The sequence below is a fragment of the Rhodovulum sp. P5 genome (assembly GCF_002079305.1).
Taxonomy (GTDB): domain Bacteria; phylum Pseudomonadota; class Alphaproteobacteria; order Rhodobacterales; family Rhodobacteraceae; genus Rhodovulum.
This window is the reverse complement of sequence record NZ_CP015039.1, coordinates 2,006,942-2,030,298: the sequence shown is the minus strand read 5'-3', so window position 1 is coordinate 2,030,298 and position 23,357 is coordinate 2,006,942. Positions and strand designations below refer to the sequence as shown.

Below are 23,357 nucleotides of genomic sequence, written 5' to 3'. Positions count from 1 at the left end.
CGCCGATCAGGCGGCCGACGCGATTTCCTGACGCTGGTTGATCTCCCGGCGCGGCGCCTTGGACGACAGATTCTGCATCGCCTTGGCCAGATCACACTGATTGGTGGACGAGATCGCGATCGTGATGCCAGTCAGGCGGCAGAATGTGCGCGCAACGATTTCTGCCGTCATGGCGAAGGATGCATGGTCAATGAAGTAGATATCGAGGGCCAGCTTCGAGGCGGGGTCAAGATCCTGACCGCCATTCACCTGCGCGAGGCCGGTGATCCCCGGCGGAACCGCACAGCGCGCGGCGCGCGCCTCGGGAAGGGCCATGAAATCTTCGCGCATCAGCGGTCGAGGGCCAATCAGGCGCATATCGCCTCGCATGATGTTCACGAACTGGGGCAATTCATCCAGACCGGTGGCACGCAGAATTGCGGAGATTTTGCCAAACAGGCCGAGGCGGATACGGGCAACGCGGGAATGGGTGGCTTTGAGCTCGGCCAACTGCCATCCGCCGTCGGGAATGGTCCGAAACTTGAAGATGCAGAAGTCACGACCATACTGGCCGACGCGTTTTTGGAAGAAAATCGGCTTTTGACCGCCGAGGATGCTCACAAGAGCGATGGAGGACATAAGCGGCAGCAGCATCAGAACCACAATGGCGGCGAAGCCGCGCTCTACCCAATGTCCGAATGATGTCCTCTCTCTGTCTGTCCCGTATTCCGTCGCTGGTTCTACCCCTTCGAACCCATGGACGACTCCGGCAGCAACCGGATCCGAAAAATGTTTCATGCCATTCCCCTCAAGCAAAACGCTTGGACACTTCAAGCTTAGTGAATTCGATCAACGTCAGGGAATTATTAACATATCGGATCGATTCGAGGAAGCTTCTTGGCAAAGCTGTGGCGACCAGTGCCCGATTTTTGCCCAAATTTCCGGCATTGCGGCAGGGCGACGATCTGACACAAGACGGCCCGTTGCGGTGCCATCGGACGCGCTCGGTCTGTTGGCCGGCGCCCGGGATTGATACGTTGCAAACATGACGATTCGACCCGCGACAGCAACCGACTACCGTGCCATCTCCTCCCTCTTGGAAGAGGCCTTCAGGCAGCCCGACGAAGCGCGGCTGGTAGAAGCCCTCCGATCGGAAAAGGCCATGGCGCGGGAACTTGTCATCGCCAATGACAAGGAGGAGATCCGGGCCTATCTCGCGCTGGTCCACATGAAGGCCCCGGCGGGATGGCTGGCACTGGCGCCCGTGGCCGTTGCACCGGGATCGCAAGGTCTGGGCCTGGGGGGGCGATTGATCCATGCCGCGCTTGGGGTCGCCGATGGCCCCGTCGTTGTTCTGGGCGATCCGGGCTACTATGCGCGCTTCGGGTTCTCGGTCGCGCGCGCGCAGAACCTTGTGTCGCCCTTTCCGCTGGACCATACGGCCCTGCGGGAACCCGACACGTCCGGCCCTCCGCCGGAACAGCATCTGGTCTATGCGAGCGCCTTCGGCGTGTAGCGGCTGATCCAAGCCCTATCGGACGATGCGTTCCAGCGGATCGTAAAGCAGCCCCCGCCCCCAAGCGGCCCTTGGCAGGCTGTCGGGCTTGAACCGAATTCCCGCAAGGTCGGACTGCGCAAAGAAGCGCCGCTGCGTTACGACACCGGCGGGGTCTGCCCAGTCCGGTGACAGCGATCCATCAACGATACGGGCCCGGAAGAAGATATCGACCTGATGGTAGCCATGGTCGGGGTCGTGAAATTCGTTCACAAGGCAAGGGGCGCCCACATCGATCCGCAGCCCGGTTTCCTCATGCACCTCGCGGCGCAGGTTGTCGGGCAAGGAACTTCCGGTTTCGACCCCGCCCCCCGGTGCGCCCCACAGGTCGCTGACCCCGTCGGGCCAGGCATTGACCAGAAGCAACCGGTCTTCGTGCAAGATGACCGCCCGCACGGCAAGGCGCGGGCCTTTGCCCTGCGTCGGGATCACGCCGCCGGGCCAAGGCGGCGGTTGGCATGGCCCATCTTGCGCCCGGCGCGCGTTTCCGCCTTGCCATAAAGATGCAGGGCGACATCGGGTTGGGAGGCAAGGCGGGCCACCTTGTCCATGTCATCGCCGATCAGGTTTTCCATCTCGATGTCGGAATGGCGGGTGCCGTCGCCCAGCGGCCAGCCGGCGATGGCCCGGATATGCTGTTCGAACTGGTCGATGACACAGCCGTCCTGCGTCCAGTGGCCCGAATTGTGGACCCGCGGCGCGATCTCGTTGACCAGGAGGCCGCCGCTGGTGACGAACAACTCCACCCCCATCACGCCGACATAGTCGAGGGCATTCAGGATGCGGCCAGCCAGAAGAACGGCGTCGGTGCGTTGGGCACCCGATAGCGGTGCCGGCACATGGGTGGTGCGCAAGATGCCGTCGCGGTGGGTGTTCACACCGGGATCGAAACAGGCGACCTCTCCGGTCAGGCTGCGGGCGGCGATCACCGAGATCTCGCATGCGAAATCGACAAAGCCTTCCAGAATGGCCGGTGCCCCGTTCATCGCGTCAAGCGCCGATTGCGCATGGTCGGGTATGGCGACGCGGGCCTGCCCCTTGCCGTCATAGCCCAGCCGGCGTGTCTTCAGGATCGCGGGCGTTCCGATGGTCTGCAGGGCGCGGGCCAGATCGTCGGCGTTGTCGACCGCGGCAAAGGGGGCCGTCTTCAGCCCCAGGTCGGTCAGAAAGGTCTTTTCGGTCAGCCGGTCCTGGCTGACGGCCAGGGCCTGCCGCCCGGGGTGGATTGGCACCACGGCCTCGATCGCGTCGAGGGCCGAGGTGGGGATGTTCTCGAACTCATAGGTGACGACATCGACGTCCTCGGCAAAGGCGGTCAGGGCGGCGATGTCGTCGTAGGGGGCGGTCGTGACCTTGTGTGCGACATGGCCGGCGGGCGGTTCCGCACCCGGTTCGAAGATGTGGCAGGCAAAGCCGAGACGGGAGGCCGCCACCGACAGCATGCGCCCCAACTGGCCGCCGCCGAGAATGCCGATCCGCGCGCCGGGGGCCAACCGGTCAGTCATCGACCGGCTCCTCGGGGATCGAGGCCGACAGGTCGCGGCGCCAGCGGTCAAGCCGGTCGGCAAGGGCCGGGTCGTTCAGGGCAAGGATGCCCGCGGCCATCAGGCCCGCATTGGTTGCCCCTGCGGCGCCGATCGCCATGGTGGCCACGGGAAACCCGCGGGGCATCTGCACGATGGAATAAAGACTGTCCACGCCGGACAGCGCGCGCGTCTGCACCGGAACCCCGATGACCGGCACCCGTGTCTTGGACGCCATCATGCCCGGCAGATGCGCCGCCCCCCGGCCCCGGCGATGATCGCCTGAAGCCCCCGCTCCACCGCGGTGCGGCCATACTCCCACAGGCGGTCCGGCGTTCGGTGGGCCGATACGATGCGGGATTCATACGGTACGTCCAGCGCATCCAGAATGTCCGCGGCCTCTTTCATGGTGGGCCAGTCCGACTGGCTGCCCATGATGATCCCGACGCGAATATCCGCCATGTGGTCCCCTCAGATCAATGAGCGGCCACTATAGCCGGGCAGGGCGCCTACGCAATGATGTCGGGGGTCAACTCGTCCTCAATCAGGGCGATCTGGTCCTTGAGCGCAAGCTTCTGTTTCTTCAGCCGCATCAGGGTGAAGGAATCCCCGGTGCCGCGTTCCTGAAGCGCGCGGATCGCATCGTCGAGATCGCGGTGTTCGCGCCGCAGAACTTCCAGCTTCACGCGCAGAACCTCTTCGGAATTCATTGTGTTTGCAATGTTCATGGGTCTCCAACGGGTGAGTCGCCGTCTAATGGTAGGCTGTTAACATAGCCTTTTTGGGGCCATCCGGGAAGCCGGTCTTGCGAGGGGGTAAACGTATGCCCATATTTGTCGCAAGCCGCCGCAGAAGCGGGGTGAGAACTCTTTCAGGTCGCTTGTTCAAGGACTTGCACATATGACGAAACTGACCCTTGGTTCGCATCCCTATCTGCTGGGATTCGAGCAACTCGAACGCCTTGTGGAGCGGACGGCGAAGTCCGGCAACGAAGGCTACCCCCCGTTCAATATCGAGCAGACATCGGACACGAGCTATCGGATCACGCTGGCCGTTGCCGGGTTCCGCGAGGACGATCTTTCGATCACGGTGGAGCACAACCAGCTTGTGATCCGCGGACGGCAGGCCGACGAGGGCGAAGACCGTGTGTTCCTGCATCGCGGGATCGCGGCACGGCAGTTCCACCGCAGTTTCGTGCTGGCCGACGGTGTGGAAGTGTCGGGCGCCACGATGGAAAATGGTCTGCTGCATGTCGATCTGAAGCGTGCGGTGCCGGAAAGCGTGCTGCAAACGATCCAGATTAGGAAAGCATGAGATAGAAGGGAGCCGTTGCATGGATACGAAATACGACAATCTGCCCGAAAGCGGCGACCGGATCGTCTATGTCAGGCCGGTAAAGGTGGCAGATCTGCCCGAGGACGTGCGCGGGCAGGCCAAGGGTCTGGATGAGGTCTATGCCCTGCATGATGCGCGCGGCGAACGGCTGGCCCTTGTCAGCGACCGCCGTCTTGCCTTCGTTCTGGCACGCCAGAACGACCTTGCGCCGGTGAATGTTCACTGAAAAACCGCTGTTTGCGACCCTGACCCGGGCAACCGCCGCCGACTGGGACGGAATCGTTGCCCGGATCGCCCCTCCGACGTTAAGATTTCCGGACATCAGACCGGAACGCAAGGGAGGGCGCTGCCGTGTCATTTATCAAGACCCTATTGGCGATTGTCGGGGCCGTCTCGGTGATCGCGCTTGTCGCTGTCGCCGTCATGTTCGGGCCGTCGATGCGCAGCCTCGATGGCAAGGCGGGGGCGATCTACTGGGACATGGCCCAGACCCTGCTGGAGACCGGCGATATCGCCGAGGCGACGATCTGGAAGCGCAAGGTGGCCGATGGGCTGACCTTCGACGATGTCGAACTGTCGATCGAGTCCGTCGCGAATGACATGAACATCAAGGCTGTCGGAACGCTGCCCCTGGGCGACGAGGTCGCCGCGATGCGGGGAGAGCCCTGGCGGGTGCTCAAGATCTATCTTTACTGCAACCCGCTGACCGCGGCGAAGATGATCGAGTATTCAGAGGCTTTCGCCGCCTATCTGCCCTGCCGTGTGACGCTGGTCGAGGATGGCGAGGGGGCGCTTTGGCTCTACACGCTCAACATGGACATGATGGTTCATGGCGGCCGGCCGCTGCCCGACGATCTGCGCGAAGAGGCCCAGCGCGTCCGCGACATCATACTCGCCATTCTGGACAAGGCCTCGACCGGAGATTTCTGAGGGGGCCTCGCATTCCGATTTGGGATGGCAACGCAAACGGGCCACGCGTTGTGCGTGGCCCGTCAAGGTTCGCTTGGAAACCGGGGTTACCAGCTGCCGGAGATCAGGCCCATCTGCTCCAGTTTCAGCAGCACCTGATGGGCGCAGTTGTCGACGTCGACGCCGGTGGTGTCGACGCAGAGTTCCGGCTTTTCGGGCGCCTCATAGGGGTCGGAGATGCCCGTGAACTCCTTGATCTTGCCTTCGCGCGCCAGCTTGTAGAGGCCCTTGCGGTCGCGCTTTTCGCACTCTTCCAGCGGGGTTGCGACATGCACCTCGCAGAAGGCACCGTATGCCTCGATCATCTCGCGTACCGCGCGGCGGGTGGCCGTGTAGGGCGCGATGGGTGCGCAGATCGCGATACCGCCGTTCTTGGTGATCTCGGAGGCGACATAGCCGATCCGCTTGATGTTGATGTCGCGGTGCTCTTTCGAGAAGCCGAGTTCCGACGACAGGTGTTTGCGCACCACGTCGCCATCCAGCAGCGTCACCGGGCGGCCGCCCATCTCCATCAGCTTGACCATCAGCGCGTTGGCGATGGTCGATTTGCCCGAACCGGACAGGCCGGTGAAGAACACGGTAAAGCCCTGCTGCGACCGCGGCGGGCGGGTCTTGCGGAGTTCGTTCACAACCTCGGGGAAGGAGAACCAGTCGGGGATTTCCAGCCCCTCGGCCAGACGGCGGCGCAGTTCGGTGCCAGAGATATTGAGGACGGTCACGCCATCCTCGATCTCGTCGGCGGGTTCGTACTGGGCGCGCTCCTGCACATAGACCATATGCTTGAAGTCGACCATTTCGAGGCCGATTTCCGCCTCGTGCTCGCGGAACAATTCCTGCGCGTCATAGGGGCCGTAGAAGTCTTCACCGGCGGAGTTCTTGCCCGGGCCCGCATGGTCGCGGCCGACGATGAAATGGGTGCAGCCGTGGTTTTTGCGGATCAGCCCGTGCCAGACGGCCTCACGCGGGCCGGCCATGCGCATCGCCAGATTCAGCAGGCTCATCGTGGTGGTGGCCTGCGGGTACTTGTCCAGCACCGCCTCATAGCAGCGCACGCGGGTGAAGTGGTCGACATCGCCCGGTTTGGTCATGCCGACGACCGGGTGGATCAACAGGTTCGCCTGCGCTTCCTTCGCGGCACGAAAGGTCAGTTCCTGGTGCGCGCGGTGCAGCGGGTTGCGGGTCTGGAACGCCACGATCCGGCGCCAGCCGAGTTTGCGGAAATAGGCGCGCAGCTCATTCGGCGTGTCGCGGCGGCCGCGGAAATCGTAGTGCACCGGCTGCTGGATGCCGGTGACGGGACCGCCAAGGTAAACCTTGCCGGCGGTGTGGTGCAGGTAGTTCACGGCCGGATGGGCCAGATCGTCGGCGCCGAACACCTTTTCGGCCTCGCGCGCCTTGTTGGGCGTCCAGCGGTCGGTGACGCTGAGGATGGCGAGGATCACGCCCTCCTGGTCGCGCAGCGCGATGTCCTGGCCCGGTTCGATCGACTGCGCGAATTCTTCGGACACATCCAGCGTGATCGGCATCGGCCAAAGCGTGCCGTCGGCCAGCCGCATCTTTTCGACCACGCTGTCGTAGTCTTCCTCGCTCAGGAAGCCCTTCAGCGGGTTGAACCCGCCATTCATCAGCAGTTCCAGGTCGCAGATCTGGCGCGGGGACAGGTCCCAGCTGGGCAGTTCGGCGGCATCGGCCTTCAGTTTCTGCGCGCTTTCATAGGAAACATAGAGTTCGGGAACGGGGGCAAGATAGGGCTGGGACATGGGGGCGCCTGATTCTCTGGTTGCTGGATAGGATTATAAAAATACACAACGCGGTGCGCAGCGCGGTCGCCATATCTTGCATCCGCAGCATGACGCAACCCATAGCTGTGGATTCTGGTAAAGACTCGGGCTTGCCTGCAACAGGCGCGCAGGATCCTGCCCGGGCCCGTCAGTCCTGCTCGGCCAGAAACCGTTCCGCTTCCAGCGCCGCCATGCAGCCCATGCCCGCGGAGGTCACCGCCTGCCGGTACTTATGGTCGGTCAGGTCGCCGGCCGCGAAAACACCGGGGATGGAGGTTGCGGTGCTGTCGGGCTGGGTGACCACATATCCGCCCATATGCGTCTCAAGCTGGTCGACCACCAGTTCCGAGGCCGGCGCATGGCCGATGGCGATGAAGACCCCCTTGCAGGGGATTTCGCGCGTCTCGCCGGTGTGGACATGGCGCACGCGGATGGCCTCCACCCCCAGAGGGTCCTCGGTTCCCAGAACCTCGTCAAGCACGTGATCCCAGACGACCTCCACCTTGGGGTGCTTCAGCAGCCGGTGTTGCAGAACCTTCTCGGCGCGCAACTCGTCCCGGCGGTGCACCAGCGTGACCTTCGAGGCGAAGTTGGTCAGAAACAGGGCCTCTTCGACGGCCGCGTTGCCGCCGCCGATCACCGTGACCTCCTGGCCGCGATAGAAGAAGCCGTCGCAGGTGGCACAGGCCGACACGCCGAAGCCCTTGAATTTCTCTTCCGTGGGCAGGCCCAGCCATTTCGCCTGAGCACCCGTGGCAAGGATCAGCGCATCGCAGGTGTAGACCGTGCCGCTGTCGGCGGTGGCGGTAAAGGGGCGCTTGGACAGGTCCAGATTGCTGATGTAATCGGACACGATATCGGCGCCCATGGCGCGGGCGTGGGCCTCCATCTTCTGCATCAGGTCGGGGCCCTGGATCTCGGTCTCGCCGGGCCAGTTCTCGACCTCGGTGGTGATGGTCAACTGTCCGCCGGGTTGCAGGCCCTGGATCAGCACCGGGTCCAGCATCGCGCGCGAGGCATAGACCGCCGCGGTATAGCCCGCCGGGCCGGAGCCGATGATCAGAACCTTGCAGTGACGGGTGTCGCCCATGGCTGTCTCCTCGCTGAATCGCCGTGTCGCGCCCGATATAGGCGCGGGGGGGGAGACGCGAAAGCCCCGGCGTGCCCAATCGCCGCGGGGCCATCGGACGGAGGTGCGTTTAAAATCTTGCGCGGCTGTGAAAGATTATTGCGCATGCCTCGCCCGTGCGCATATTATCCGCAAAACTCCAGGGGAAGCAGGAATGCCCAGCAGTAAACTCGATGCAATCGACCGGAAAATCCTGTCCGAATTGCAGACCGACGGGCGCATGACGAATGTCGAACTTGCCCGGCGCGTGGGGATATCGGCGCCACCCTGTTTGCGGCGCGTGCGTACGCTGGAAGAGGCCGGTTATATCCGCGGCTACCATGCCAAGGTCGACATCCGCGAACTGGGCTTCGAAGTTCAGGTGTTCGCCATGGTCGGCCTGCAAAGCCAGGCGGAGGCGGACCTGTCCAAGTTCGAGGAACGCTGCCGCAACTGGCCCTTGGTGCGCGAGTGCCACATGCTGAACGGCGAGGTCGACTTCATCCTGAAATGCGTGGCCCCCGATCTGTCCACCTTTCAAAGCTTCCTGACCGAGGAACTGACCGCGGCGGAAAACGTCGTCAGCGTAAAGACCTCGCTTGTGATCCGCTGCGCGAAGGACGCACCGGGCGTGCCCTTCGACGTGCTGGAGGAACGGTTGGGCCGGTCCGCCTGAGGCGGGGGCCGCAAGACCTGCGGCCCGTTCCCGAACTGCTGTCAGGCGGCGCTGAGCCGTTCGGCCTCGAACGTGGTCAGCCGGGGCAGGACCATGGTGCCGAACCCGGTATGGCTTTGCAGATGGGGAAACAGCGACAGGAACCGGCCAAGGCTGTCGCGGTTCATCAGCGGCAGCACGTTTTCGCCGGGGTGGTAGCTTTCGACCTCGACCCCGTTGGCCAGCAGGATGTGCTGCGACGCCAGCGCAAGGTGATAGACCCGCGTCGGTTGCACCACATTCAGGCCGACAAAGGCCACGCCGTCGATGAAGGAGGACGCCGGTGCAAAGGCCGCGTCGGAATTCAGAACGGTTGCGCAGCCGGGATAGCGGACCAGCATCCGGGCGCGCGGGCCCAGCACCAGGTCCGGCATTGGCCGGCCGATCCCCAGACTGTCGGCCGAAATGCGCGTCAGCAGGGGCGTCTCGGGCGGCTCTGGCCCGCGCGGTGGGGCAAGCAGGGTGGACCCGACCCACAACAGGCGCTGCGGCCCGGCATCGGCGGTATCCAGCATCATCCCGGGGTACAGGTCTTCGACGGCAACCGGCCCTTCGGTCGTCGTAAACAGGGTTCCGCGGGCGAACGCGGTAAAGGCCTCGTCGATCAGCGGTTCGGCAATCAGGCCGCGGGTCGCAGAGACCTCCTGCCCATCGGGGGTGAGTGCCGATATCTCGTAGCGGCGCATCAGGGGCTGTGACAGCGAATGATGTGTGCCGTCGTGCGCTTGCCCAAGGGCGGACGCGCCCTTCGCCATGGCCGCGGCAAAGCCTGCCGGGTCGGTGTGGGACACCATGCGATCAAACCTCCCAGTCCGGTCACATCTGCGGAGGCCCCCACCGGTGCAGAAAGACAGAGGGTATCTTGGCCGCAGAGCCGTCCGACTGTCAAATTGCGGTCGAGTTTGTTCAGGTTGCGCAGGGCTATCCTGCAATCAATCCGGGATTGTTCGCGAAAGACGGTAAACGACACATTTCTGCAGGGGCGGTGATTCGCACCGTGGTGCTCAGAACTCGATCCGGCTGCCGACCAGCAGCCCGGCGGTGTCGTCGCCGTCCAGCCCCACAATGCCGCCGAGTTGCAGCCAGACCCTGCCGGACACCCGGCGCGAAACCGAGGGCACGGCGCGCAAGGTGCGCCCTTCGCCGGGCGGGAATTCGGACCGGAGTTCTGCCATGATCTGCGTGCGGGCGCCGGTCGTCAGACCCAGGGCCATGTCGAGCTTGTAGGTGGCTTCCACGCCATATCCGGCCGTGGCGGCGGCCGTGCCTTGGGTCAGCCGGTATTCCCCAGCGGCGTCGACATTTACCCAGGCCCAGCCCAGCCCGGTTTCGAAGCTGTTGCCCCAACTGATCGCCGGGCGCAGCAGGGTTTCGCGCAGACCGCCGGGCGCGCCAGAGATCCCGATGCCAAGCTGGAGGGCATAGCGACCGTTCAGGCGCTCCAACTCTTGGCCTCTTCGCAAGAAGACCTTGGCCTTCCAGTCGTCCGGGCCGTCGCCCCGGCCCGCGTCGATCCCGACCGTAAGATGCGGCGACAGGCCGTATTCGCCGAAGAGTGTGCTGTAGCCCCATGTGGAGCCATAGTCGCGATCCTCCATCGCCTCGTAAGACAGATAGACCACACCGGTTCCGTCCTCGCGCAGCCACGCGCCGGCATCGGCCGTTGTCGTGCCGGCAAGGCACAGGCCAGCCGCCATTGTGAAATACCAAACCGGGCGCATCGCGGCTCCTTTCGGGGGGCAGACTGTTTCGGGAATGGTTAATCGCGCGTTAACCTGCGTGAACATGGTCTGGCCTCCGCCGGCTTTCCGACGGCGGGCCATTGCGGTGCAAGGCTTGCGTCAGTCGGCCGGAAATCGGGCGATTGGGGCTGGGCATCCTGTTTCGACTGGCGCTATTCTGCGCCGCAGCAGGTGGCCGGAGGGCGGGGACATGACGGGCACGATCATCACGGTCGCACAACAGAAGGGCGGGTCCGGCAAGACCACGCTGGCTGCGAACCTTGCCGTCGCCTTCGCGCGGCAGGGGCTGGGCGTGGCCCTGATCGACACCGACCCGCAAGGCAGCCTTGGCCGCTGGTTCATGACACGGCTGGAGGGGCGGGAGGCGCCGGATATGGATTTCTCCACCGCCTCCGCCTGGGGCGTGGGCTACGAGACGTCCAAGCTGGCCCGCGACAACGATATCGTCCTGATCGACACGCCGCCAAAGGCCGACAGTGACCTGCGCCCGGCGCTGCGTGCGGCGCAGCTTGTGCTGGTACCGGTGGCGGTGTCCCATGTCGATCTGTGGGCGACCGAAGGGGTGCTTGACCTCGCGCGGCGCGAACGAAAGCCCGCACTGGTCGTGCTGAACCGGCTACGGCCCAACACGCGGCTCGCCGCGGAGGTCACCGAGAGTGCCGCCGCGATGGACGCCGATCTTGCAACCGCGCGGCTGGCCAACCGGGTCAGCTATGCCGAAACGCTGGGCCACGGGCTTGGCGTGCTGGAAACCGGCCGAAAGGGTCCTGCCATGGATGAGGTCACGGCCCTCGCCGAAGAGGTTCTGGGCATTGTGCGCGCATGATTTGCGTCAAGGTTGCCCTTCCCATGCGATGCGATGTTAGATGGACCGAAAGAGGTCTCTGAACATGTACAAGAATATCCTCGTCCCCGTCGCCGTCGATCATGGCCCCCATCTGGGCGAAGTGCTGGGCGTGGCCCGGGCCGTGCGGGCGGAGGGTGGGACCATCACCGTCCTGACCGTCGCAGAGGCGATCCCGCCTTACGTCTCGCAATATCTGCCCGAAGGGCAGGATGCCAAGGCGCGCGACATGATCCGCGAGGAGCTTGAAGGGGAATTTCAGGACTCCCCGGATGTGGAGGTTCGCGTCGTCACCGGTCATGCGGGCATGACGATCGTCGATTTTGCCAAGACCCATGGGGTGGATTGCATCGTCATGCACTCGCACCGGCCGGGGCTTCAGGACTATTTCCTGGGCTCCACCGCGGCGCGCGTGGTGCGGCATGCCCCCTGCTCGGTCCATGTCGTGCGCTAGGGCATGTTGCGGAAAGGTGAGAACCGGTTTTCTGCTCCTCGAACATGCGAATTCAATGGCGTGGAGCGTGTCGCGTGAATACGAATGAGCGCGAAACGCTCCAGACGGCCGAAACCGTTTTTCTTCCCGGGAGGACACCATGCCGAAGATATCCAAAGAGTCCCAACTGCAGACCGTGATCACCACGTTCGAGGTCACGCCGGGCACCTGCCAGGATCTGCTGGACGAACTGAACGATGCGCTTGAGACGTTCATTTCGAAGCAACCCGGCTTCATCGGGGCAGGGCTGCATGTGAACGACGCCCAGACCCGGATCGCCAACTATTCCCAGTGGCAGAAGCGCGAGGATTTCCAGGCGATGCTGCGCTCGGACGAGATGCGCGTGCGGACGCGGCGGTTCTCGGACCTGTGCAAAAGCTTCGAACCGGTGATGTACGAGGTCTTTGCGAGTATCGGCTGATACCGGCGACCCGCGGCCTGACCGCGCTGCAAATCGTTCCGCGCCGAAGAACCGGGCGCGGAACCAATACGGGCTGACCCGATCTACTGGGCCCGCAGTTCGGAAGCCGAATATCACGTTGTGAACCTGGCAAAGATGGCGCCCAACCCCAACTCGACCGCGACCGTCGCAACGGGAGAGATCACCGGGCATAGCACGGCGGACAAACATCCGGAGCTTCAGTGCCCCTCCGGCGACCGGTTGTGACGGATGGAGGACACCAGCGACAGCCCGATCAGCGCGGCGCCGATCAGGCCGGTGATCAGCTCCGGGATATGCATCAGCGATTGGGCGAACATGATGATTGACAGGACCATGATCGAGTAGAAGGCCCCGTGTTCGAGATAGCGGAATTGCGCAAGCGTCTTCCGCTCCACCAGCATGATGGTCATGGTCCGCACGTAGAACGCCCCGATCCCCAACCCTATGGCAATCAGGAACAGGTTCTGGGTCAGCGCAAACGCCCCGATGACCCCGTCGAAGGAAAAGCTGGCGTCCAGCACCTCAAGATAAAGAAATGCGCCAAGGCCCCCGCGCGCCGCAAGGTGACGCGTCTCTTCAGAGGCATCGAGGATCTGCCCCAGAAGTTCCACCGCCAGAAAGATCAGAAGCCCGCAAACCGCGGCGAAGAGGAAACGGCTGCCTTCCTCCTCTGGAAGGACCAGCGTGAAGCCGAGCGCCACGGCCAGCACCACCGCGATCGCCAGCCCGCGGATCGAGGCACAGGCGCGAAGCCGCTCTTCAACGGCGCAGAGCCAGTCGACATCCTTGTCGCCGTCGATGAAATACGTCAGCGCGACCATCATCAGGAAGGTGCCGCCGAAGGCCGATATGCTGACCTGCGACTCCTCCATGATCAGGGCGTATTCCTGCGGGTCCGACATCGCGAGTGCCACGGCGGCCATCGGGCCGATCTGCGCAGCAAGGGCAACCACCGACAGCGGAAACAGGATGCGCATCCCGAAGACCGCAATGATGATCCCCCATGTCAGGAAGCGGTGCTGCCATTTCGGCGTCATGTCCTTCAGCTTGTTCGCGTTGACGATGGCGTTGTCGAAGCTGAGCGAGATCTCCAGCACCGCAAGCACCGCGCCGATCAGCAGAAATGACATCGCCCCCGACAGCGTCCCGGTGGTGGCTAGGCCCAGCCAGAAGGCAAGGACAAGGCCAAGGACCGTGAAGAAGACCGGCAAGCGGAAATAGGACCAAAGCGGTGTCATGTGGCCGGTGTCATCCCCCAAGCCTTTGGGCATGTGTCAGAAACGCGTTATCCGTGAAATATGCGGCGCGGGTGCCAATGGCAGGCTGTGCCATTGCGTCGCGGTTTGTGATCGCCCCGGCGGCAGAGCGCGCGGAAATAGACCGGGCTGCCATCGACCTTGATGGTATGGCGACATGCCCGCGGCATTCAGCAATAGCTTTCAGGCCCGATGGACTGGTCGTCGGTATAGCGCGCACCGTGGGCCCAGCCCGGCGGCAGGCGGCGTGCGATCTCCTCTCGGAGGTCGTCCGACAGGGTCATCTGTGCGCCGCGGACAAGTTCGGCAAAATGGGCGGTGCTGCGGGTGCCGGGGATCGGCAGGACAGTTGGGCTGCGGTCGATCAGCCAGGCGATGGCCAGTGCGGCGGCGGGTTCCCCGGTCTGGCGGGCCAGATCGCGCAAGGCGTCGCTTGCGGCAAGGTTCCGCTCCAGATTGCCGCCGCTGAAACGGGGATTGGTCCGCAGGAAACCCGATTGCGCAACGCGTTCGGCCGTGGGCGGATCGTCGGACAGAAGCCCGCGGCCAACGGGCGAAAAGGCGACAAGCGCGGTGCCCAAATCCTCGCAGGTCTGGACGAGACCCAACTCCGGCAGGCGCGTTTGCAGGGAGTATTCCGATTGCACCGCGGCGACCGGGTGCACCGCAGCGGCCCGCCGCAGCGAGGTTGGCGCGATCTCGGAATAGCCAAAGGCGGCGATCTTGCCCTTGGCGATCAGGCCGGCAAGCGTTTCCGTCACCTCCTCGATCTCCAGCCGGGGATCGCGGCGGTGAACATAGAACAGGTCGACCCGCTCCACGCCCAGCCGGGCAAGGCTGCCGTCAAGCTCTGCCTCCAGATGCGCGGCCGTGTTGTCGAAGCGTCGTGCCCCGGTGTCGGGGCCGCGCGTGATGCCGGCCTTGGTGGCAATCCGGAAGGGCAGCCCGCCCTGCCCGCGATAGCGGTCGAGATACCGGCCGATCACGGTTTCCGACCGCCCCATGCCATAGACGTTGGAGGTGTCGATATGGTCCACCCCGGCCGCCAGCGCGGCGTCGAGGATCGCGTGGCTCTCTGCCTCGGTTGTCGCGCCGTAGAAATCGGAAAAAGACATCGCCCCGATCCCGAGGGCGGAGACCTCGGGGCCAGACGGGCCAAGCTTGCGGCGCTGCATCATTTCCAGTCACCCGGCATCAGTGCGTCGGGGATGTTCTGATAGCAGACCGGTCGCAGGAAGCGGCGGATGGCGAGGGTGCCCACGGAGGTGTGGCCGAAATTGGTGGAGGCGGGGTAGGGGCCGCCATGCACCATCGCGTCACAAACCTCCACGCCCGTGGGGAAGCCGTTGGCCAGCACCCGGCCTGCCTTGCGTTCAAGGATCGGCATCAGGGTCTGAGCGACCGCGGTATCGGCGTCGTCCATATGCAGCGTGCAGGTCAATTGTCCCTGCAGCGAGTGCGCCACCTTCAGCATCTCGTCCATGTCGGCCACCCGCACGATCAGGCCAAGGGGGCCAAAGACCTCCTCCCCCAAGACCTCGTTGGCGAGCCATTCCGCGCCGGTCGTGGCAAACAGGTAGGGCGTGGCGTTCCTCAGATCGCAGACGCTGGTCAGCACCTCCTGCACGCCCGCTGTTCCTGCCACCCGGTCGCGGCCCGCCCGATAGGCGGTTGCGATGCCGTCGGTCAGCATGGTTTGTGCGCCCATCGGTTCCAGCGCGGCGGTCGTGGCCTCGATAAAGGCGTCGGCGTCGGGGCTGTCGATGACAACCGCGATACCGGGATTTGTGCAGAACTGTCCCGCTCCCATGGTCAGTGACCCCGCCCAGCCGGACGCGATGTCCGCTCCCCGGGCGGCCAGCGCCGCGGGCAACAGGAACATCGGGTTGACCGAGCCGAGTTCCCCGAAGAACGGGATCGGGTCGGGGCGCGCGGCGCACAGATCAAACAGCGCCCGGCCCCCGGCCAGCGATCCGGTAAAGCCGACCGCCCGGATCAGCGGATGCTGTACCAGCGCCTGACCCACATCGCGCTTGCCCCCCTGGATCAGGGAGAAGACGCCGGGATGCACGCCGCATTTCCCGATGGCCGCATGGATCGCCTCGGCCACGATCTCTCCGGTGCCGGGATGGGCGGAGTGGCCCTTGACCACCACCGGGCAGCCGGCGGCCAGGGCCGAGGCCGTGTCGCCCCCGGCGGTGGAAAAGGCCAGCGGGAAATTGGAGGCGCCGAAGACCGCAACCGGACCGATGGGGCGCTGCACCATTTTCAGGTCGGGCCGGGGCAGGGGCGCGCGGTCGGGCAGCGCGATGTCGTGGCGCCGGTCGAGGTAGTCGCCCTTGCCGATATGGTCCGCGAACAGCCGCAATTGTCCGGTGGTTCGGCCCCGTTCGCCCTGCAACCGCGCCTCCGGCAGGCCGGTTTCCTGGGTGCCGATTTCGGTGGTCGCCTCGGCCCGCGCCTCGATCTCGTCCGCGATGGCGTGCAGGAACGCGGCGCGGTCGTCCCGGCTGGACGACCCGTAGGACCAGAACGCCTCTTCCGCCGCTTTGGCCGCACGGTCCACCAAGTCGGGCGTGCCGACACTGAAGTCGTGCGACGGCCCATGGGCGGGGGCGGAGGTGAACGTCTCCGCCCCGGCAACCCAGTCGCCCGCGATCAGGTGACGCCCGTGGGGCGTGAATTTTCCGTCATCCAGCATATCGAAGTCCTTGCGTCAGCGGTTGTTCGTCTTGTGCCATGCGGCGAATTTTTCGAGCTTCTCGTCCTTGGTGGCCGGGTCGTGGCCGGTGATCGTTTCGCCTGCCCGAACCTTTGACGGCGCGAATGCCAGCAAGGCGGTCATCACTACCGCCCCGACATGTCGTGCCAGATGGGCGGGCAGGAGGATCACGGCGTCTACAGCCGGGGGCGCCGCCGCAGCCGATGGGCACCTCGTTCATGGTCGGGTTCGTCGGGCGTGATGGTCGCTGATGATGGGCGGGGATGTCCAGTGTTCCGATCTTCATCGGGTCACGGAAACTGCCACCGGGACCACGCCTTCGCCGTCGCGGACCATCGGCGCGCGGTCAGAATGCCGCCTGAATTTCGCGATGCGCGAATCTGCGGGCTGTGTCAGCCCTTCTTGGCCCGGGCCGACATCCAGTCCATCGCGGCCAACAGCACGCCGGACAGCACGAACACGATATGGATGATCACCAGCCAGAAAAGCTCGGTATTGCCATACATGGCGTCCGCCTTTTCCTGACCGATCTCCATGAACCGCTTCAGCAGATGGATCCCGGAGATCGCGACGATGGAGGCGATCAGCTTCATCTTCATGGCCGAGAAATCGACGGTGCCCATCCATTCCGGCCGATCCACATGGTCGCCGATGTCAAGTTCCGACACGAAGCTTTCATAGCCCGAGAACAACACGATCAGCAGCAGGTTGCCGGCCAGCGTCAGGTCGATCAGCGTCAGGATGACAAGGATCGCCTTCTCGCTGTTCATCTCAAGAACTTGCGGAAGGTAATAGGCAAGCTCGCGCACGAAGACCACGGTCAGCATGCCGAGGGCAATCGCCAGGCCCAGATACATTGGCGCCATAAGCCAGCGCGCCGCGAAAAGGCCCTTTTCGAACCCGCGTTCGACGGACGGTTTTTCAGACATTGCCGCACTCCCGGACAGACACGCTTGCGGGGCTGCAGATACTTTGGCGCGGATGGTCTGACAAGCCGTGAGGAGGCCGCAGGACAAACGAAAACGGCCCGCGCGCAGGGCGGCGGGCCGTAACGTCGTGAGTGGTCGGCAGGATCAGTTCTGCGCGTAGTATTCGATGACGAGGTTCGGTTCCATGTGAACCGGGTAGGGCACATCGGCCAGACCCGGGGTACGCACGAATTTCGCGGTCATCTTGGAATGATCGGCTTCGACATAGTCCGGCACGTCGCGTTCGGCCAGCTGCACGGATTCAAGCAGCGCAGCCATCTGACGGGATTTTTCGCGCACCTCGACCACATCGCCTTCCTTCACGCGGTAGGAGGGGATGTTCACGCGCTGGCCGTTCACCAGCACATGGCCGTGGTTCACGAACTGGCGCGCGGCAAAGATCGTGGGGACGAACTTCGCGCGATAGACGACGGTGTCGAGACGGCGTTCCAGCAGGCCGATGAGGATCTCACCGGTGTCGCCGCGCACACGTTCCGCTTCGGCAAAGATGCGGCGGAACTGTTTTTCGGTCAGGTCGCCGTAATAGCCCTTCAGCTTCTGTTTGGCGCGCAGCTGCAGGCCGAAGTCGGACATCTTGCCCTTGCGGCGTTGGCCGTGCTGGCCGGGGCCGTATTCGCGGCGGTTGACCGGGGATTTCGGACGGCCCCAGATGTTTTCACCCATCCGGCGGTCGATCTTGTACTTGGCAGACGTGCGTTTGGTCACGGCTGATCTCCTTCAACAGGGCGCCGCCCGCGGGCGGCTATGAAGGGCGTTGTCCTCTGGCACCGATCCAATCTGGCCCGGGCCTGACAGGTATCCCCTTGCGGGGGCCACCAACACCAATGAAAAGCCCGACCGCAGGGCCGGGAATGGCGCGCTTATACAGATGCGGCGCGCCCTGTCAACGCCCGTGGTCTTTTTCGGGGGCAGCCCTGTCAATAATTCCCTGCATTATTTCGTGTGCCTTGTTCGCGGCTGGCCACCACTCTACATGGCGGGACATGAAACGCTGGATCCCCTTCGTCAAATCCGACCCGCTTGTCGCGGTGATCCGCCTGTCAGGCACCATCGCAGCCAATCCACGCGGCACCGGCAGCTTGTCCGATGCAGGCCTCGCCCCGGCGATCGAGCGGGCGTTCAAGCGCGGCAAGCCCGATGCGGTGGCCCTGATCGTGAATTCCCCCGGCGGTTCGCCCGCGCAAAGCGCGCTGATCGCCGCGCGCATCCGGCGGCTTGCCGATGAACATGACATCCCGGTCCATGCCTTTGTCGAGGATGTGGCCGCCTCGGGCGGGTACTGGCTGGCCTGCGCCGCGGATGAGATCTGGGTCGATGCCTCGTCCATCGTGGGGTCGATCGGGGTGATCTACGCCGGCTTCGGCTTTCAGGACCTGATCGCCCGCTATGGGATCGAGCGGCGCGTGCACACGGCCGGCGAAAGCAAGAGCTTCCTCGACCCGTTCAAACCCGAAAAGCCGGAGGATGTGGACAAGCTGATACGGTTGCAGACGCCGATCCACGAGGCGTTCAAGGCCCATGTCCGCAGCCGCCGGGGCGACCGGCTGAAGCCGGACGACGACCTGTTCACCGGCGATGTCTGGGTCGGGCAGCATGCGGTCGACAAGGGGCTGGCCGACGGTGTTGGGCATCTGGTGCCGGTGATGAAAGAGAAGTACGGCGACAAGGTCCGCTTTTCCCGCCATGCGCCGCGGCGCTCCCTCATCCCCTTGCTTGGGGCCCGGATCGTGGCCGATAGTGTCGAGGAGTTCGAGGCCCGTCAACTCTGGTCGCGCTATGGGCTGTAGCACATGATAATCAAGATCGTCTCCCTGTTCCTGATCGGGATGGCCGTGCTGGCCATGTTCGGCAAATTGCGCCTGCCCGGTCCCGTGGGGCGGCGGATCGCCTTTCGTCGCGCGATACCCGCGAAATGCCCCCATTGTGGGCGCCACAGGATCGGCGGGGGCCCATGCCCCTGTGGCAAGGGCTAGGGGCACATGGCGTCCGATCTTGCCTTCGCGGGGCTGGGGCTTGCGCTGCTACTTCTGGCCGGGGACAGTCTGGTCAGGGGCGCGGTCAACCTGTCGCTTCGGCTGGGTGTGCCGGCGCTGATCGTCAGCCTGACCATCGTGGCGTTCGGCACCTCCGCCCCGGAACTGCTGATCGGGGTCAAGGCGGTTCTGGACAATGCGCCGGGGATCGCGCTGGGCAATGTCGTGGGGTCGAACACCGCCAACGTGTTGCTGGTTCTGGGGATCCCCGCATTGATCACGGGGCTGAGGACCGCGGAATGCGACACCAGACGCACCTTCGTGATGATGCTGATGGCATCGGTCTTCTTCATCTTCATCTGCATGATCGGTCCGATCACATGGATCCACGGCTTGGGCCTTCTTCTGGCGCTGGGGGCCGTGCTGGCCGATGCCTTCCTGTCCGCGCGGAGCCACAGGCGCGAACAGACCGCCCGTGACGCGGCGGCGCGCGACGCGGAGGAAGAAGAGGAGGTCGAAGGCGCGGATCCCGGCCTTGGCTGGGGAAAGATTTCGGTCTTCTTGCTGCTTGGCCTGATCGGCCTGCCGCTGGGCGCGGATCTGCTGGTCGACAGCTCGGTCAGTATCGCGCGCGAAATCGGTGTCTCTGAGACCGTGATCGGCCTGACGCTCGTGGCCATCGGCACGTCCCTGCCGGAACTGGCGACGACCGTCATGGCGGCGCTGCGCCGTCAGGCCGATGTGGCGCTGGGCAATGTGATCGGGTCGAACATGTTCAACCTGTTGGCCATTGTGGGTATCGCCAGCCTTGTGGGCCGGATCGATGTTCCGCCCGAAATGCTGCGCTTTGACCTTTGGGTGATGCTGGCGGCTTCGGTCCTGCTGACGCCGTTCGTGTTCTGGAAATGGCCGTTGAACCGGGCTTGGGGCGTGGTCTTCGTCCTGCTCTACGTCGCTTACCTTGTGGTGGTGCTGGTATGACCGGCCGGGCCTTGGTGACCGGGGGGGCGCGGCGCTTGGGCCGTGCCATGGCGCTGCATCTTGGGGCGGGCGGCTTCGATGTTGCCGTTCACTACGCCAGTGGCGCCGAGGATGCCGAAGAGGTCGTCTCTGCCCTGCGCGCCATGGGCCGTAAGGCACAGGCGCTGGAGGCCGACCTGCTGGATGAGGACCAGGCCGACACGTTGATCGGCCGCGCGGCAGAGGTGCTGGGCGGGCCGCTGACGGTCCTTGTCAACAACGCCTCGATCTTCGAATACGACACGATCCATACCGCGACGCGCGAAAGCTGGGATCGCCATATCGGCTCCAACCTGCGGGCGCCTTTCGTGCTGACCCAGCATTTCGCGTCGCAGGCCCCGGCCGCGGATGCCTGCGAAAACGGCGAACCCCGGGCCTCGGGCCTGATCGTCAACATGATCGACCAGCGGGTTCTGAAGCCCACGCCCGAATTCATGACATACACGATCGCGAAGATGGGGCTGTGGGCGTTCACCCGCACCGCGGCACAGGCCCTTGCCCCCGCGATCCGCGTCAATGCCATCGGCCCGGGCCCGACCTTGCGCGGCGGACGCCAGTCGGAGGACCATTTCGCCCGTCAGCGCGCCGCGACGGTGCTGGAACGCGGCGCAAACCCGGACGATATCTGTGCCGCGCTGGATTATTTCATCAACGCCCCGGCCGTCACCGGACAGTTGATCTGCGTCGATGGCGGCCAACATCTTGCTTGGCAGACGCCGGACGTTCTGGGCGTGGAATGACCCCGACTCCGGGGGTGCGGCGTTAACTTTTCCACCGATGAAAGATTTGTTACGAAAGTATGAATTTTTCTTTAATATATTCAAGGCCTTGCCGGCACCTCGAAAAATTATAAAGCAAAATCAATGGCTTGAAATGTCGCCCAAAAATCAGGCAAGTCATTGAAGGCCTAAGAAAAACAAGGGAAAATTCCAGTGAGCCCGAAGTTGCCCGCAAACTTATCCACAGAAGTGGTGGACATGTTTTTCCTTGCCCGTCGTGCCATATTCTTGCAGCCAGTGACCGGAATCACGATCTCTTGACCATGACGTCCAGTGCGCCAGAGGCGCGGCCCACGGGCCATGCCTGCATCCAGTCCTATCTCGCGACGCTCGACAACTCGCCGGGGGTCTACCGGATGCTCGATGCGCAGGCGCGCGTGCTTTATGTCGGCAAGGCGAAAAGCCTGAAAAAGCGCGTGGCGAACTATGCCAAACCGTCGGGGCACAGCCCCCGGATTGCGCGGATGATCCGCGAAACCGCCGCGATGATGTTCCTGACGACGCGGACCGAAACCGAGGCGCTGCTGCTTGAGCAGAACCTCATCAAGCAGCTCAAGCCGCGCTACAACGTGCTGTTGCGCGACGACAAGAGCTTTCCGAACATCCTGATCCCCAAGGATCACCCGTTCCCGCAGATCAAGAAGCACCGTGGCGCCAAGACCGAGAAGGGCGCCTATTTCGGCCCGTTCGCCAGCGCGGGTGCGGTGAACCGCACGCTGAACCAGCTTCAGAAGGTGTTCCTGCTGCGCAACTGCTCTGACTCCGTCTTCGACAGCCGCACGCGGCCCTGTCTGCTGTATCAGATCAAGCGGTGCAGCGCGCCCTGCGTGGGGCGTGTCGACAGGGCGGAGTATGCCGCCGCGGTCAAGGATGCCGAGCGCTTCCTGCAAGGCAAGTCGACCGGTGTGCAAGAGGCGCTGGCCCGCGAGATGGAAGCGGCAAGCGAGGCGCTGGAGTTCGAGCGCGCCGCGGCCCTGCGGGACCGGATCCGGGCGCTGACACAGGTGCAGTCGGCGCAAGGCATCAACCCGCGGGGCGTGGCGGAGGGCGATGTCGTCGCGCTGCATATGGAAGGGGGTCAGGCCTGCGTGCAGGTCTTCTTCATCCGCGCCAACCAGAACTGGGGCAACCGCGACTACTATCCCAAGACCGGGGCAGGCGCGGAAGAGGCCGAGGTGCTGCGCGGCTTCCTTGGCCAGTTCTACGACAACAAGGAACCGCCCCGGCTGATCCTTCTGTCCCATGACATCGAGGATCGCGACCTGATGGCCGAGGCCCTGTCGGAACGTGCGGGCCGCAAGGTCGACATCGCGATGCCCCAGCGCGGTGAAAAGGCCGAACTGGTCGCCAACGCCGCGCGGAATGCCCGTGAAAGTCTTGGCCGCAAGCTGGCCGAGAGCGCGGCGCAGGGCAAGCTGTTGGCGGGCATGGCCGAGGCGTTCGGGCTGGACGCCCCGCCCAAGCGGATCGAGATCTACGACAACTCGCACATTCAGGGCACCAATGCGGTGGGTGCGATGGTGGTCGCGGGACCCGAGGGGTTCCTGAAAAGCCAGTACCGCAAGTTCAACATCCGGGGCGAGGATCTGACCCCCGGCGACGATTTCGGCATGATGAAAGAGGTCCTGACCCGCCGTTTCCATCGCCTGCTGAAGGAAGACCCCGATCGGGAGGGCGAGACATGGCCCGACCTGCTGTTGATCGACGGTGGGGCCGGGCAGGTGGGGGCCGTGGCCGGGATCATGGGCGACCTGGGGGTGGAGGACATCCCCGTTGTGGGCGTGGCCAAGGGCATCGACCGCGACGCAGGCAAAGAGGAATTCCACCGCCCCGGGCAACGCCCCTTTGCGCTGAAGCACAATGACCCGGTGCTCTACTTCACCCAGCGCCTGCGGGACGAGGCGCACCGCTTTGCCATCGGCGCCCATCGCCAGAAACGGGCCAAGGCGGTCGGCGCGACGCCGCTGGACGAGATCCCCGGAGTCGGCGCCACGCGCAAGCGCGCGCTTCTGACCCACTTCGGCAGCGCCAAGGCGGTGGCCCGCGCCGGGCTGGCCGATCTCAAGGCCGTTGACGGAATCTCGGACAGTCTGGCCGAAACCATCTACGGCTTCTTCCATGAGCGCGGCTGA

At 64.3% G+C, this 23,357-nt stretch carries 27 protein-coding genes and 1 pseudogene; 13 read left to right on the top strand and 15 right to left on the bottom strand.

Features of this window, described 5'->3' with window-relative positions:
• Nucleotides 1–6: 6 nt before the first annotated feature.
• Complete coding sequence (locus RGUI_RS09905; RefSeq protein ID WP_081532907.1) at nucleotides 7–777, bottom strand: sugar transferase; 771 nt, start codon at nucleotides 775–777, stop codon at nucleotides 7–9.
• Nucleotides 778–1,024: 247 nt separating this feature from the next.
• Here RGUI_RS09905 and RGUI_RS09900 point away from each other — a divergent pair, with 247 nt between their 5' ends.
• Nucleotides 1,025–1,495, top strand: coding sequence for a GNAT family N-acetyltransferase (locus RGUI_RS09900; RefSeq protein WP_081532906.1), 471 nt, complete (start codon nucleotides 1,025–1,027; stop codon nucleotides 1,493–1,495).
• A gap of 15 nt (nucleotides 1,496–1,510) precedes the next feature.
• On the opposite strand, the gene RGUI_RS09895 is transcribed toward RGUI_RS09900, so the two are convergent.
• The 4 genes and pseudogenes from RGUI_RS09895 to RGUI_RS09880 form a co-directional block, all read right to left on the bottom strand.
• A complete protein-coding gene (locus RGUI_RS09895; protein ID WP_081532905.1) occupies nucleotides 1,511–1,966 on the bottom strand; it encodes an NUDIX domain-containing protein in 456 nt (151 codons plus the stop codon).
• Nucleotides 1,963–3,039 carry a 5-(carboxyamino)imidazole ribonucleotide synthase gene (locus RGUI_RS09890; protein ID WP_081532904.1) on the bottom strand — a complete coding sequence of 359 codons (1,077 nt, stop codon included), beginning with the start codon at nucleotides 3,037–3,039 and terminating at the stop codon, nucleotides 1,963–1,965. The genes RGUI_RS09895 and RGUI_RS09890 overlap by 4 nt, the downstream gene beginning before the upstream one ends.
• Nucleotides 3,032–3,519 (bottom strand): annotated as a pseudogene (gene purE / locus RGUI_RS09885) (5-(carboxyamino)imidazole ribonucleotide mutase). The gene RGUI_RS09890 and the pseudogene purE overlap by 8 nt, the downstream one beginning before the upstream one ends.
• A gap of 47 nt (nucleotides 3,520–3,566) precedes the next feature.
• Nucleotides 3,567–3,785 carry a YdcH family protein gene (locus tag RGUI_RS09880; RefSeq protein WP_081532903.1) on the bottom strand — a complete coding sequence of 73 codons (219 nt, stop codon included), beginning with the start codon at nucleotides 3,783–3,785 and terminating at the stop codon, nucleotides 3,567–3,569.
• Between the two features lie 172 nt (nucleotides 3,786–3,957).
• Between RGUI_RS09880 and RGUI_RS09875 the strand changes: the two genes are divergently transcribed.
• The 3 genes from RGUI_RS09875 to RGUI_RS09865 all read left to right on the top strand — a co-directional run bounded on the left by RGUI_RS09875 (nucleotide 3,958) and on the right by RGUI_RS09865 (nucleotide 5,322).
• Complete coding sequence (locus tag RGUI_RS09875) at nucleotides 3,958–4,371, top strand: Hsp20 family protein (protein ID WP_081532902.1); 414 nt, start codon at nucleotides 3,958–3,960, stop codon at nucleotides 4,369–4,371.
• Between the two features lie 19 nt (nucleotides 4,372–4,390).
• On the top strand, nucleotides 4,391–4,618 hold the full coding sequence (locus tag RGUI_RS09870) for a DUF1150 family protein (protein WP_081532901.1): 228 nt from the start codon (nucleotides 4,391–4,393) through the stop codon (nucleotides 4,616–4,618).
• A 125-nt stretch (nucleotides 4,619–4,743) separates the two neighbouring features.
• The gene (locus tag RGUI_RS09865) at nucleotides 4,744–5,322 is read left to right on the top strand and encodes a DUF302 domain-containing protein (RefSeq protein ID WP_081532900.1); all 579 of its coding nucleotides are present in this window, start codon (nucleotides 4,744–4,746) and stop codon (nucleotides 5,320–5,322) included.
• 86 nt (nucleotides 5,323–5,408) lie between these two features.
• On the opposite strand, the gene RGUI_RS09860 is transcribed toward RGUI_RS09865, so the two are convergent.
• Entirely contained in the window at nucleotides 5,409–7,121 is a 1,713-nt protein-coding gene (locus tag RGUI_RS09860; RefSeq protein ID WP_081532899.1) for a bifunctional sulfate adenylyltransferase/adenylylsulfate kinase, read from the bottom strand.
• Nucleotides 7,122–7,290: 169 nt separating this feature from the next.
• Entirely contained in the window at nucleotides 7,291–8,232 is a 942-nt protein-coding gene (gene trxB / locus RGUI_RS09855; RefSeq protein ID WP_081532898.1) for a thioredoxin-disulfide reductase, read from the bottom strand.
• Nucleotides 8,233–8,425: 193 nt separating this feature from the next.
• Here trxB and RGUI_RS09850 point away from each other — a divergent pair, with 193 nt between their 5' ends.
• Nucleotides 8,426–8,926 carry an Lrp/AsnC family transcriptional regulator gene (locus RGUI_RS09850; protein ID WP_081532897.1) on the top strand — a complete coding sequence of 167 codons (501 nt, stop codon included), beginning with the start codon at nucleotides 8,426–8,428 and terminating at the stop codon, nucleotides 8,924–8,926.
• A 41-nt stretch (nucleotides 8,927–8,967) separates the two neighbouring features.
• Here RGUI_RS09850 and RGUI_RS09845 read toward each other — a convergent pair whose 3' ends face one another.
• Together RGUI_RS09845 and RGUI_RS09840 are read right to left on the bottom strand one after the other, a co-directional pair.
• On the bottom strand, nucleotides 8,968–9,759 hold the full coding sequence (locus tag RGUI_RS09845) for a Hint domain-containing protein (RefSeq protein ID WP_081532896.1): 792 nt from the start codon (nucleotides 9,757–9,759) through the stop codon (nucleotides 8,968–8,970).
• A 210-nt stretch (nucleotides 9,760–9,969) separates the two neighbouring features.
• Nucleotides 9,970–10,686 carry a hypothetical protein gene (locus RGUI_RS09840; RefSeq protein WP_081532895.1) on the bottom strand — a complete coding sequence of 239 codons (717 nt, stop codon included), beginning with the start codon at nucleotides 10,684–10,686 and terminating at the stop codon, nucleotides 9,970–9,972.
• 211 nt (nucleotides 10,687–10,897) lie between these two features.
• On the opposite strand from RGUI_RS09840, the gene parA reads away from it, so the two are divergent.
• The 3 genes from parA to RGUI_RS09825 all read left to right on the top strand — a co-directional run bounded on the left by parA (nucleotide 10,898) and on the right by RGUI_RS09825 (nucleotide 12,465).
• Entirely contained in the window at nucleotides 10,898–11,533 is a 636-nt protein-coding gene (parA, locus tag RGUI_RS09835; RefSeq protein WP_081532894.1) for a ParA family partition ATPase, read from the top strand.
• A gap of 64 nt (nucleotides 11,534–11,597) precedes the next feature.
• Nucleotides 11,598–12,005: a universal stress protein gene (locus RGUI_RS09830; RefSeq protein WP_081532893.1), complete on the top strand. Its 408-nt coding sequence runs from the start codon at nucleotides 11,598–11,600 to the stop codon at nucleotides 12,003–12,005.
• A gap of 139 nt (nucleotides 12,006–12,144) precedes the next feature.
• Nucleotides 12,145–12,465, top strand: coding sequence for an antibiotic biosynthesis monooxygenase (locus RGUI_RS09825; RefSeq protein ID WP_081532892.1), 321 nt, complete (start codon nucleotides 12,145–12,147; stop codon nucleotides 12,463–12,465).
• A gap of 218 nt (nucleotides 12,466–12,683) precedes the next feature.
• Here RGUI_RS09825 and RGUI_RS09820 read toward each other — a convergent pair whose 3' ends face one another.
• From RGUI_RS09820 to rpsD, 6 genes are all read right to left on the bottom strand, one after another.
• Nucleotides 12,684–13,724, bottom strand: a complete 1,041-nt coding sequence (locus RGUI_RS09820; protein WP_081536046.1) for a DUF475 domain-containing protein — start codon at nucleotides 13,722–13,724, stop codon at nucleotides 12,684–12,686.
• Nucleotides 13,725–13,912: 188 nt separating this feature from the next.
• On the bottom strand, nucleotides 13,913–14,917 hold the full coding sequence (locus RGUI_RS09815) for an aldo/keto reductase (RefSeq protein WP_081536045.1): 1,005 nt from the start codon (nucleotides 14,915–14,917) through the stop codon (nucleotides 13,913–13,915).
• On the bottom strand, nucleotides 14,917–16,443 hold the full coding sequence (locus RGUI_RS09810) for an aldehyde dehydrogenase (NADP(+)) (RefSeq protein WP_081532891.1): 1,527 nt from the start codon (nucleotides 16,441–16,443) through the stop codon (nucleotides 14,917–14,919). Before RGUI_RS09810 ends, RGUI_RS09815 begins: the two co-directional genes overlap by 1 nt.
• 15 nt (nucleotides 16,444–16,458) lie before the next feature.
• Nucleotides 16,459–16,635: a hypothetical protein gene (locus RGUI_RS21205; protein WP_156882932.1), complete on the bottom strand. Its 177-nt coding sequence runs from the start codon at nucleotides 16,633–16,635 to the stop codon at nucleotides 16,459–16,461.
• A gap of 221 nt (nucleotides 16,636–16,856) precedes the next feature.
• Complete coding sequence (locus RGUI_RS09805; protein ID WP_081532890.1) at nucleotides 16,857–17,393, bottom strand: TIGR00645 family protein; 537 nt, start codon at nucleotides 17,391–17,393, stop codon at nucleotides 16,857–16,859.
• 144 nt (nucleotides 17,394–17,537) lie between these two features.
• Entirely contained in the window at nucleotides 17,538–18,158 is a 621-nt protein-coding gene (gene rpsD, locus RGUI_RS09800; protein ID WP_081532889.1) for a 30S ribosomal protein S4, read from the bottom strand.
• 278 nt (nucleotides 18,159–18,436) lie between these two features.
• Between rpsD and RGUI_RS09795 the strand changes: the two genes are divergently transcribed.
• The 5 genes from RGUI_RS09795 (at nucleotide 18,437) to uvrC (ending at nucleotide 23,357) form a co-directional block, all read left to right on the top strand.
• Complete coding sequence (locus RGUI_RS09795) at nucleotides 18,437–19,240, top strand: S49 family peptidase (protein WP_081532888.1); 804 nt, start codon at nucleotides 18,437–18,439, stop codon at nucleotides 19,238–19,240.
• Between the two features lie 3 nt (nucleotides 19,241–19,243).
• Entirely contained in the window at nucleotides 19,244–19,426 is a 183-nt protein-coding gene (locus RGUI_RS22120) for a hypothetical protein (RefSeq protein WP_081532887.1), read from the top strand.
• A 6-nt stretch (nucleotides 19,427–19,432) separates the two neighbouring features.
• Nucleotides 19,433–20,407, top strand: a complete 975-nt coding sequence (locus RGUI_RS09785) for a calcium/sodium antiporter (protein ID WP_081532886.1) — start codon at nucleotides 19,433–19,435, stop codon at nucleotides 20,405–20,407.
• Nucleotides 20,404–21,186: an SDR family oxidoreductase gene (locus RGUI_RS09780; RefSeq protein WP_081532885.1), complete on the top strand. Its 783-nt coding sequence runs from the start codon at nucleotides 20,404–20,406 to the stop codon at nucleotides 21,184–21,186. The genes RGUI_RS09785 and RGUI_RS09780 overlap by 4 nt, the downstream gene beginning before the upstream one ends.
• 302 nt (nucleotides 21,187–21,488) lie before the next feature.
• Nucleotides 21,489–23,357, top strand: coding sequence for an excinuclease ABC subunit UvrC (gene uvrC / locus RGUI_RS09775; RefSeq protein ID WP_081532884.1), 1,869 nt, complete (start codon nucleotides 21,489–21,491; stop codon nucleotides 23,355–23,357).

Bases quoted from the DNA above. Each gene is read 5' to 3' on its own strand.
- RGUI_RS09905 (WP_081532907.1), bottom strand. From the start codon at position 777: ATGAAACATTTTTCGGATCCGGTTGCTGCCGGAGTCGTCCATGGGTTC.
- RGUI_RS09900 (WP_081532906.1), top strand. From the start codon at position 1,025: ATGACGATTCGACCCGCGACAGCAACCGACTACCGTGCCATCTCCTCC.
- RGUI_RS09890 (WP_081532904.1), bottom strand. From the start codon at position 3,039: ATGACTGACCGGTTGGCCCCCGGCGCGCGGATCGGCATTCTCGGCGGC.
- RGUI_RS09880 (WP_081532903.1), bottom strand. From the start codon at position 3,785: ATGAACATTGCAAACACAATGAATTCCGAAGAGGTTCTGCGCGTGAAG.
- RGUI_RS09875 (WP_081532902.1), top strand. From the start codon at position 3,958: ATGACGAAACTGACCCTTGGTTCGCATCCCTATCTGCTGGGATTCGAG.
- RGUI_RS09870 (WP_081532901.1), top strand. From the start codon at position 4,391: ATGGATACGAAATACGACAATCTGCCCGAAAGCGGCGACCGGATCGTC.
- RGUI_RS09860 (WP_081532899.1), bottom strand. From the start codon at position 7,121: ATGTCCCAGCCCTATCTTGCCCCCGTTCCCGAACTCTATGTTTCCTAT.
- trxB (WP_081532898.1), bottom strand. From the start codon at position 8,232: ATGGGCGACACCCGTCACTGCAAGGTTCTGATCATCGGCTCCGGCCCG.
- RGUI_RS09850 (WP_081532897.1), top strand. From the start codon at position 8,426: ATGCCCAGCAGTAAACTCGATGCAATCGACCGGAAAATCCTGTCCGAA.
- RGUI_RS09845 (WP_081532896.1), bottom strand. From the start codon at position 9,759: ATGGTGTCCCACACCGACCCGGCAGGCTTTGCCGCGGCCATGGCGAAG.
- RGUI_RS09840 (WP_081532895.1), bottom strand. From the start codon at position 10,686: ATGCGCCCGGTTTGGTATTTCACAATGGCGGCTGGCCTGTGCCTTGCC.
- parA (WP_081532894.1), top strand. From the start codon at position 10,898: ATGACGGGCACGATCATCACGGTCGCACAACAGAAGGGCGGGTCCGGC.
- RGUI_RS09830 (WP_081532893.1), top strand. From the start codon at position 11,598: ATGTACAAGAATATCCTCGTCCCCGTCGCCGTCGATCATGGCCCCCAT.
- RGUI_RS09825 (WP_081532892.1), top strand. From the start codon at position 12,145: ATGCCGAAGATATCCAAAGAGTCCCAACTGCAGACCGTGATCACCACG.
- RGUI_RS09820 (WP_081536046.1), bottom strand. From the start codon at position 13,724: ATGACACCGCTTTGGTCCTATTTCCGCTTGCCGGTCTTCTTCACGGTC.
- RGUI_RS09815 (WP_081536045.1), bottom strand. From the start codon at position 14,917: ATGCAGCGCCGCAAGCTTGGCCCGTCTGGCCCCGAGGTCTCCGCCCTC.
- RGUI_RS09810 (WP_081532891.1), bottom strand. From the start codon at position 16,443: ATGCTGGATGACGGAAAATTCACGCCCCACGGGCGTCACCTGATCGCG.
- RGUI_RS09805 (WP_081532890.1), bottom strand. From the start codon at position 17,393: ATGTCTGAAAAACCGTCCGTCGAACGCGGGTTCGAAAAGGGCCTTTTC.
- RGUI_RS09795 (WP_081532888.1), top strand. From the start codon at position 18,437: ATGAAACGCTGGATCCCCTTCGTCAAATCCGACCCGCTTGTCGCGGTG.
- RGUI_RS22120 (WP_081532887.1), top strand. From the start codon at position 19,244: ATGATAATCAAGATCGTCTCCCTGTTCCTGATCGGGATGGCCGTGCTG.
- RGUI_RS09785 (WP_081532886.1), top strand. From the start codon at position 19,433: ATGGCGTCCGATCTTGCCTTCGCGGGGCTGGGGCTTGCGCTGCTACTT.
- RGUI_RS09780 (WP_081532885.1), top strand. From the start codon at position 20,404: ATGACCGGCCGGGCCTTGGTGACCGGGGGGGCGCGGCGCTTGGGCCGT.
- uvrC (WP_081532884.1), top strand. From the start codon at position 21,489: ATGACGTCCAGTGCGCCAGAGGCGCGGCCCACGGGCCATGCCTGCATC.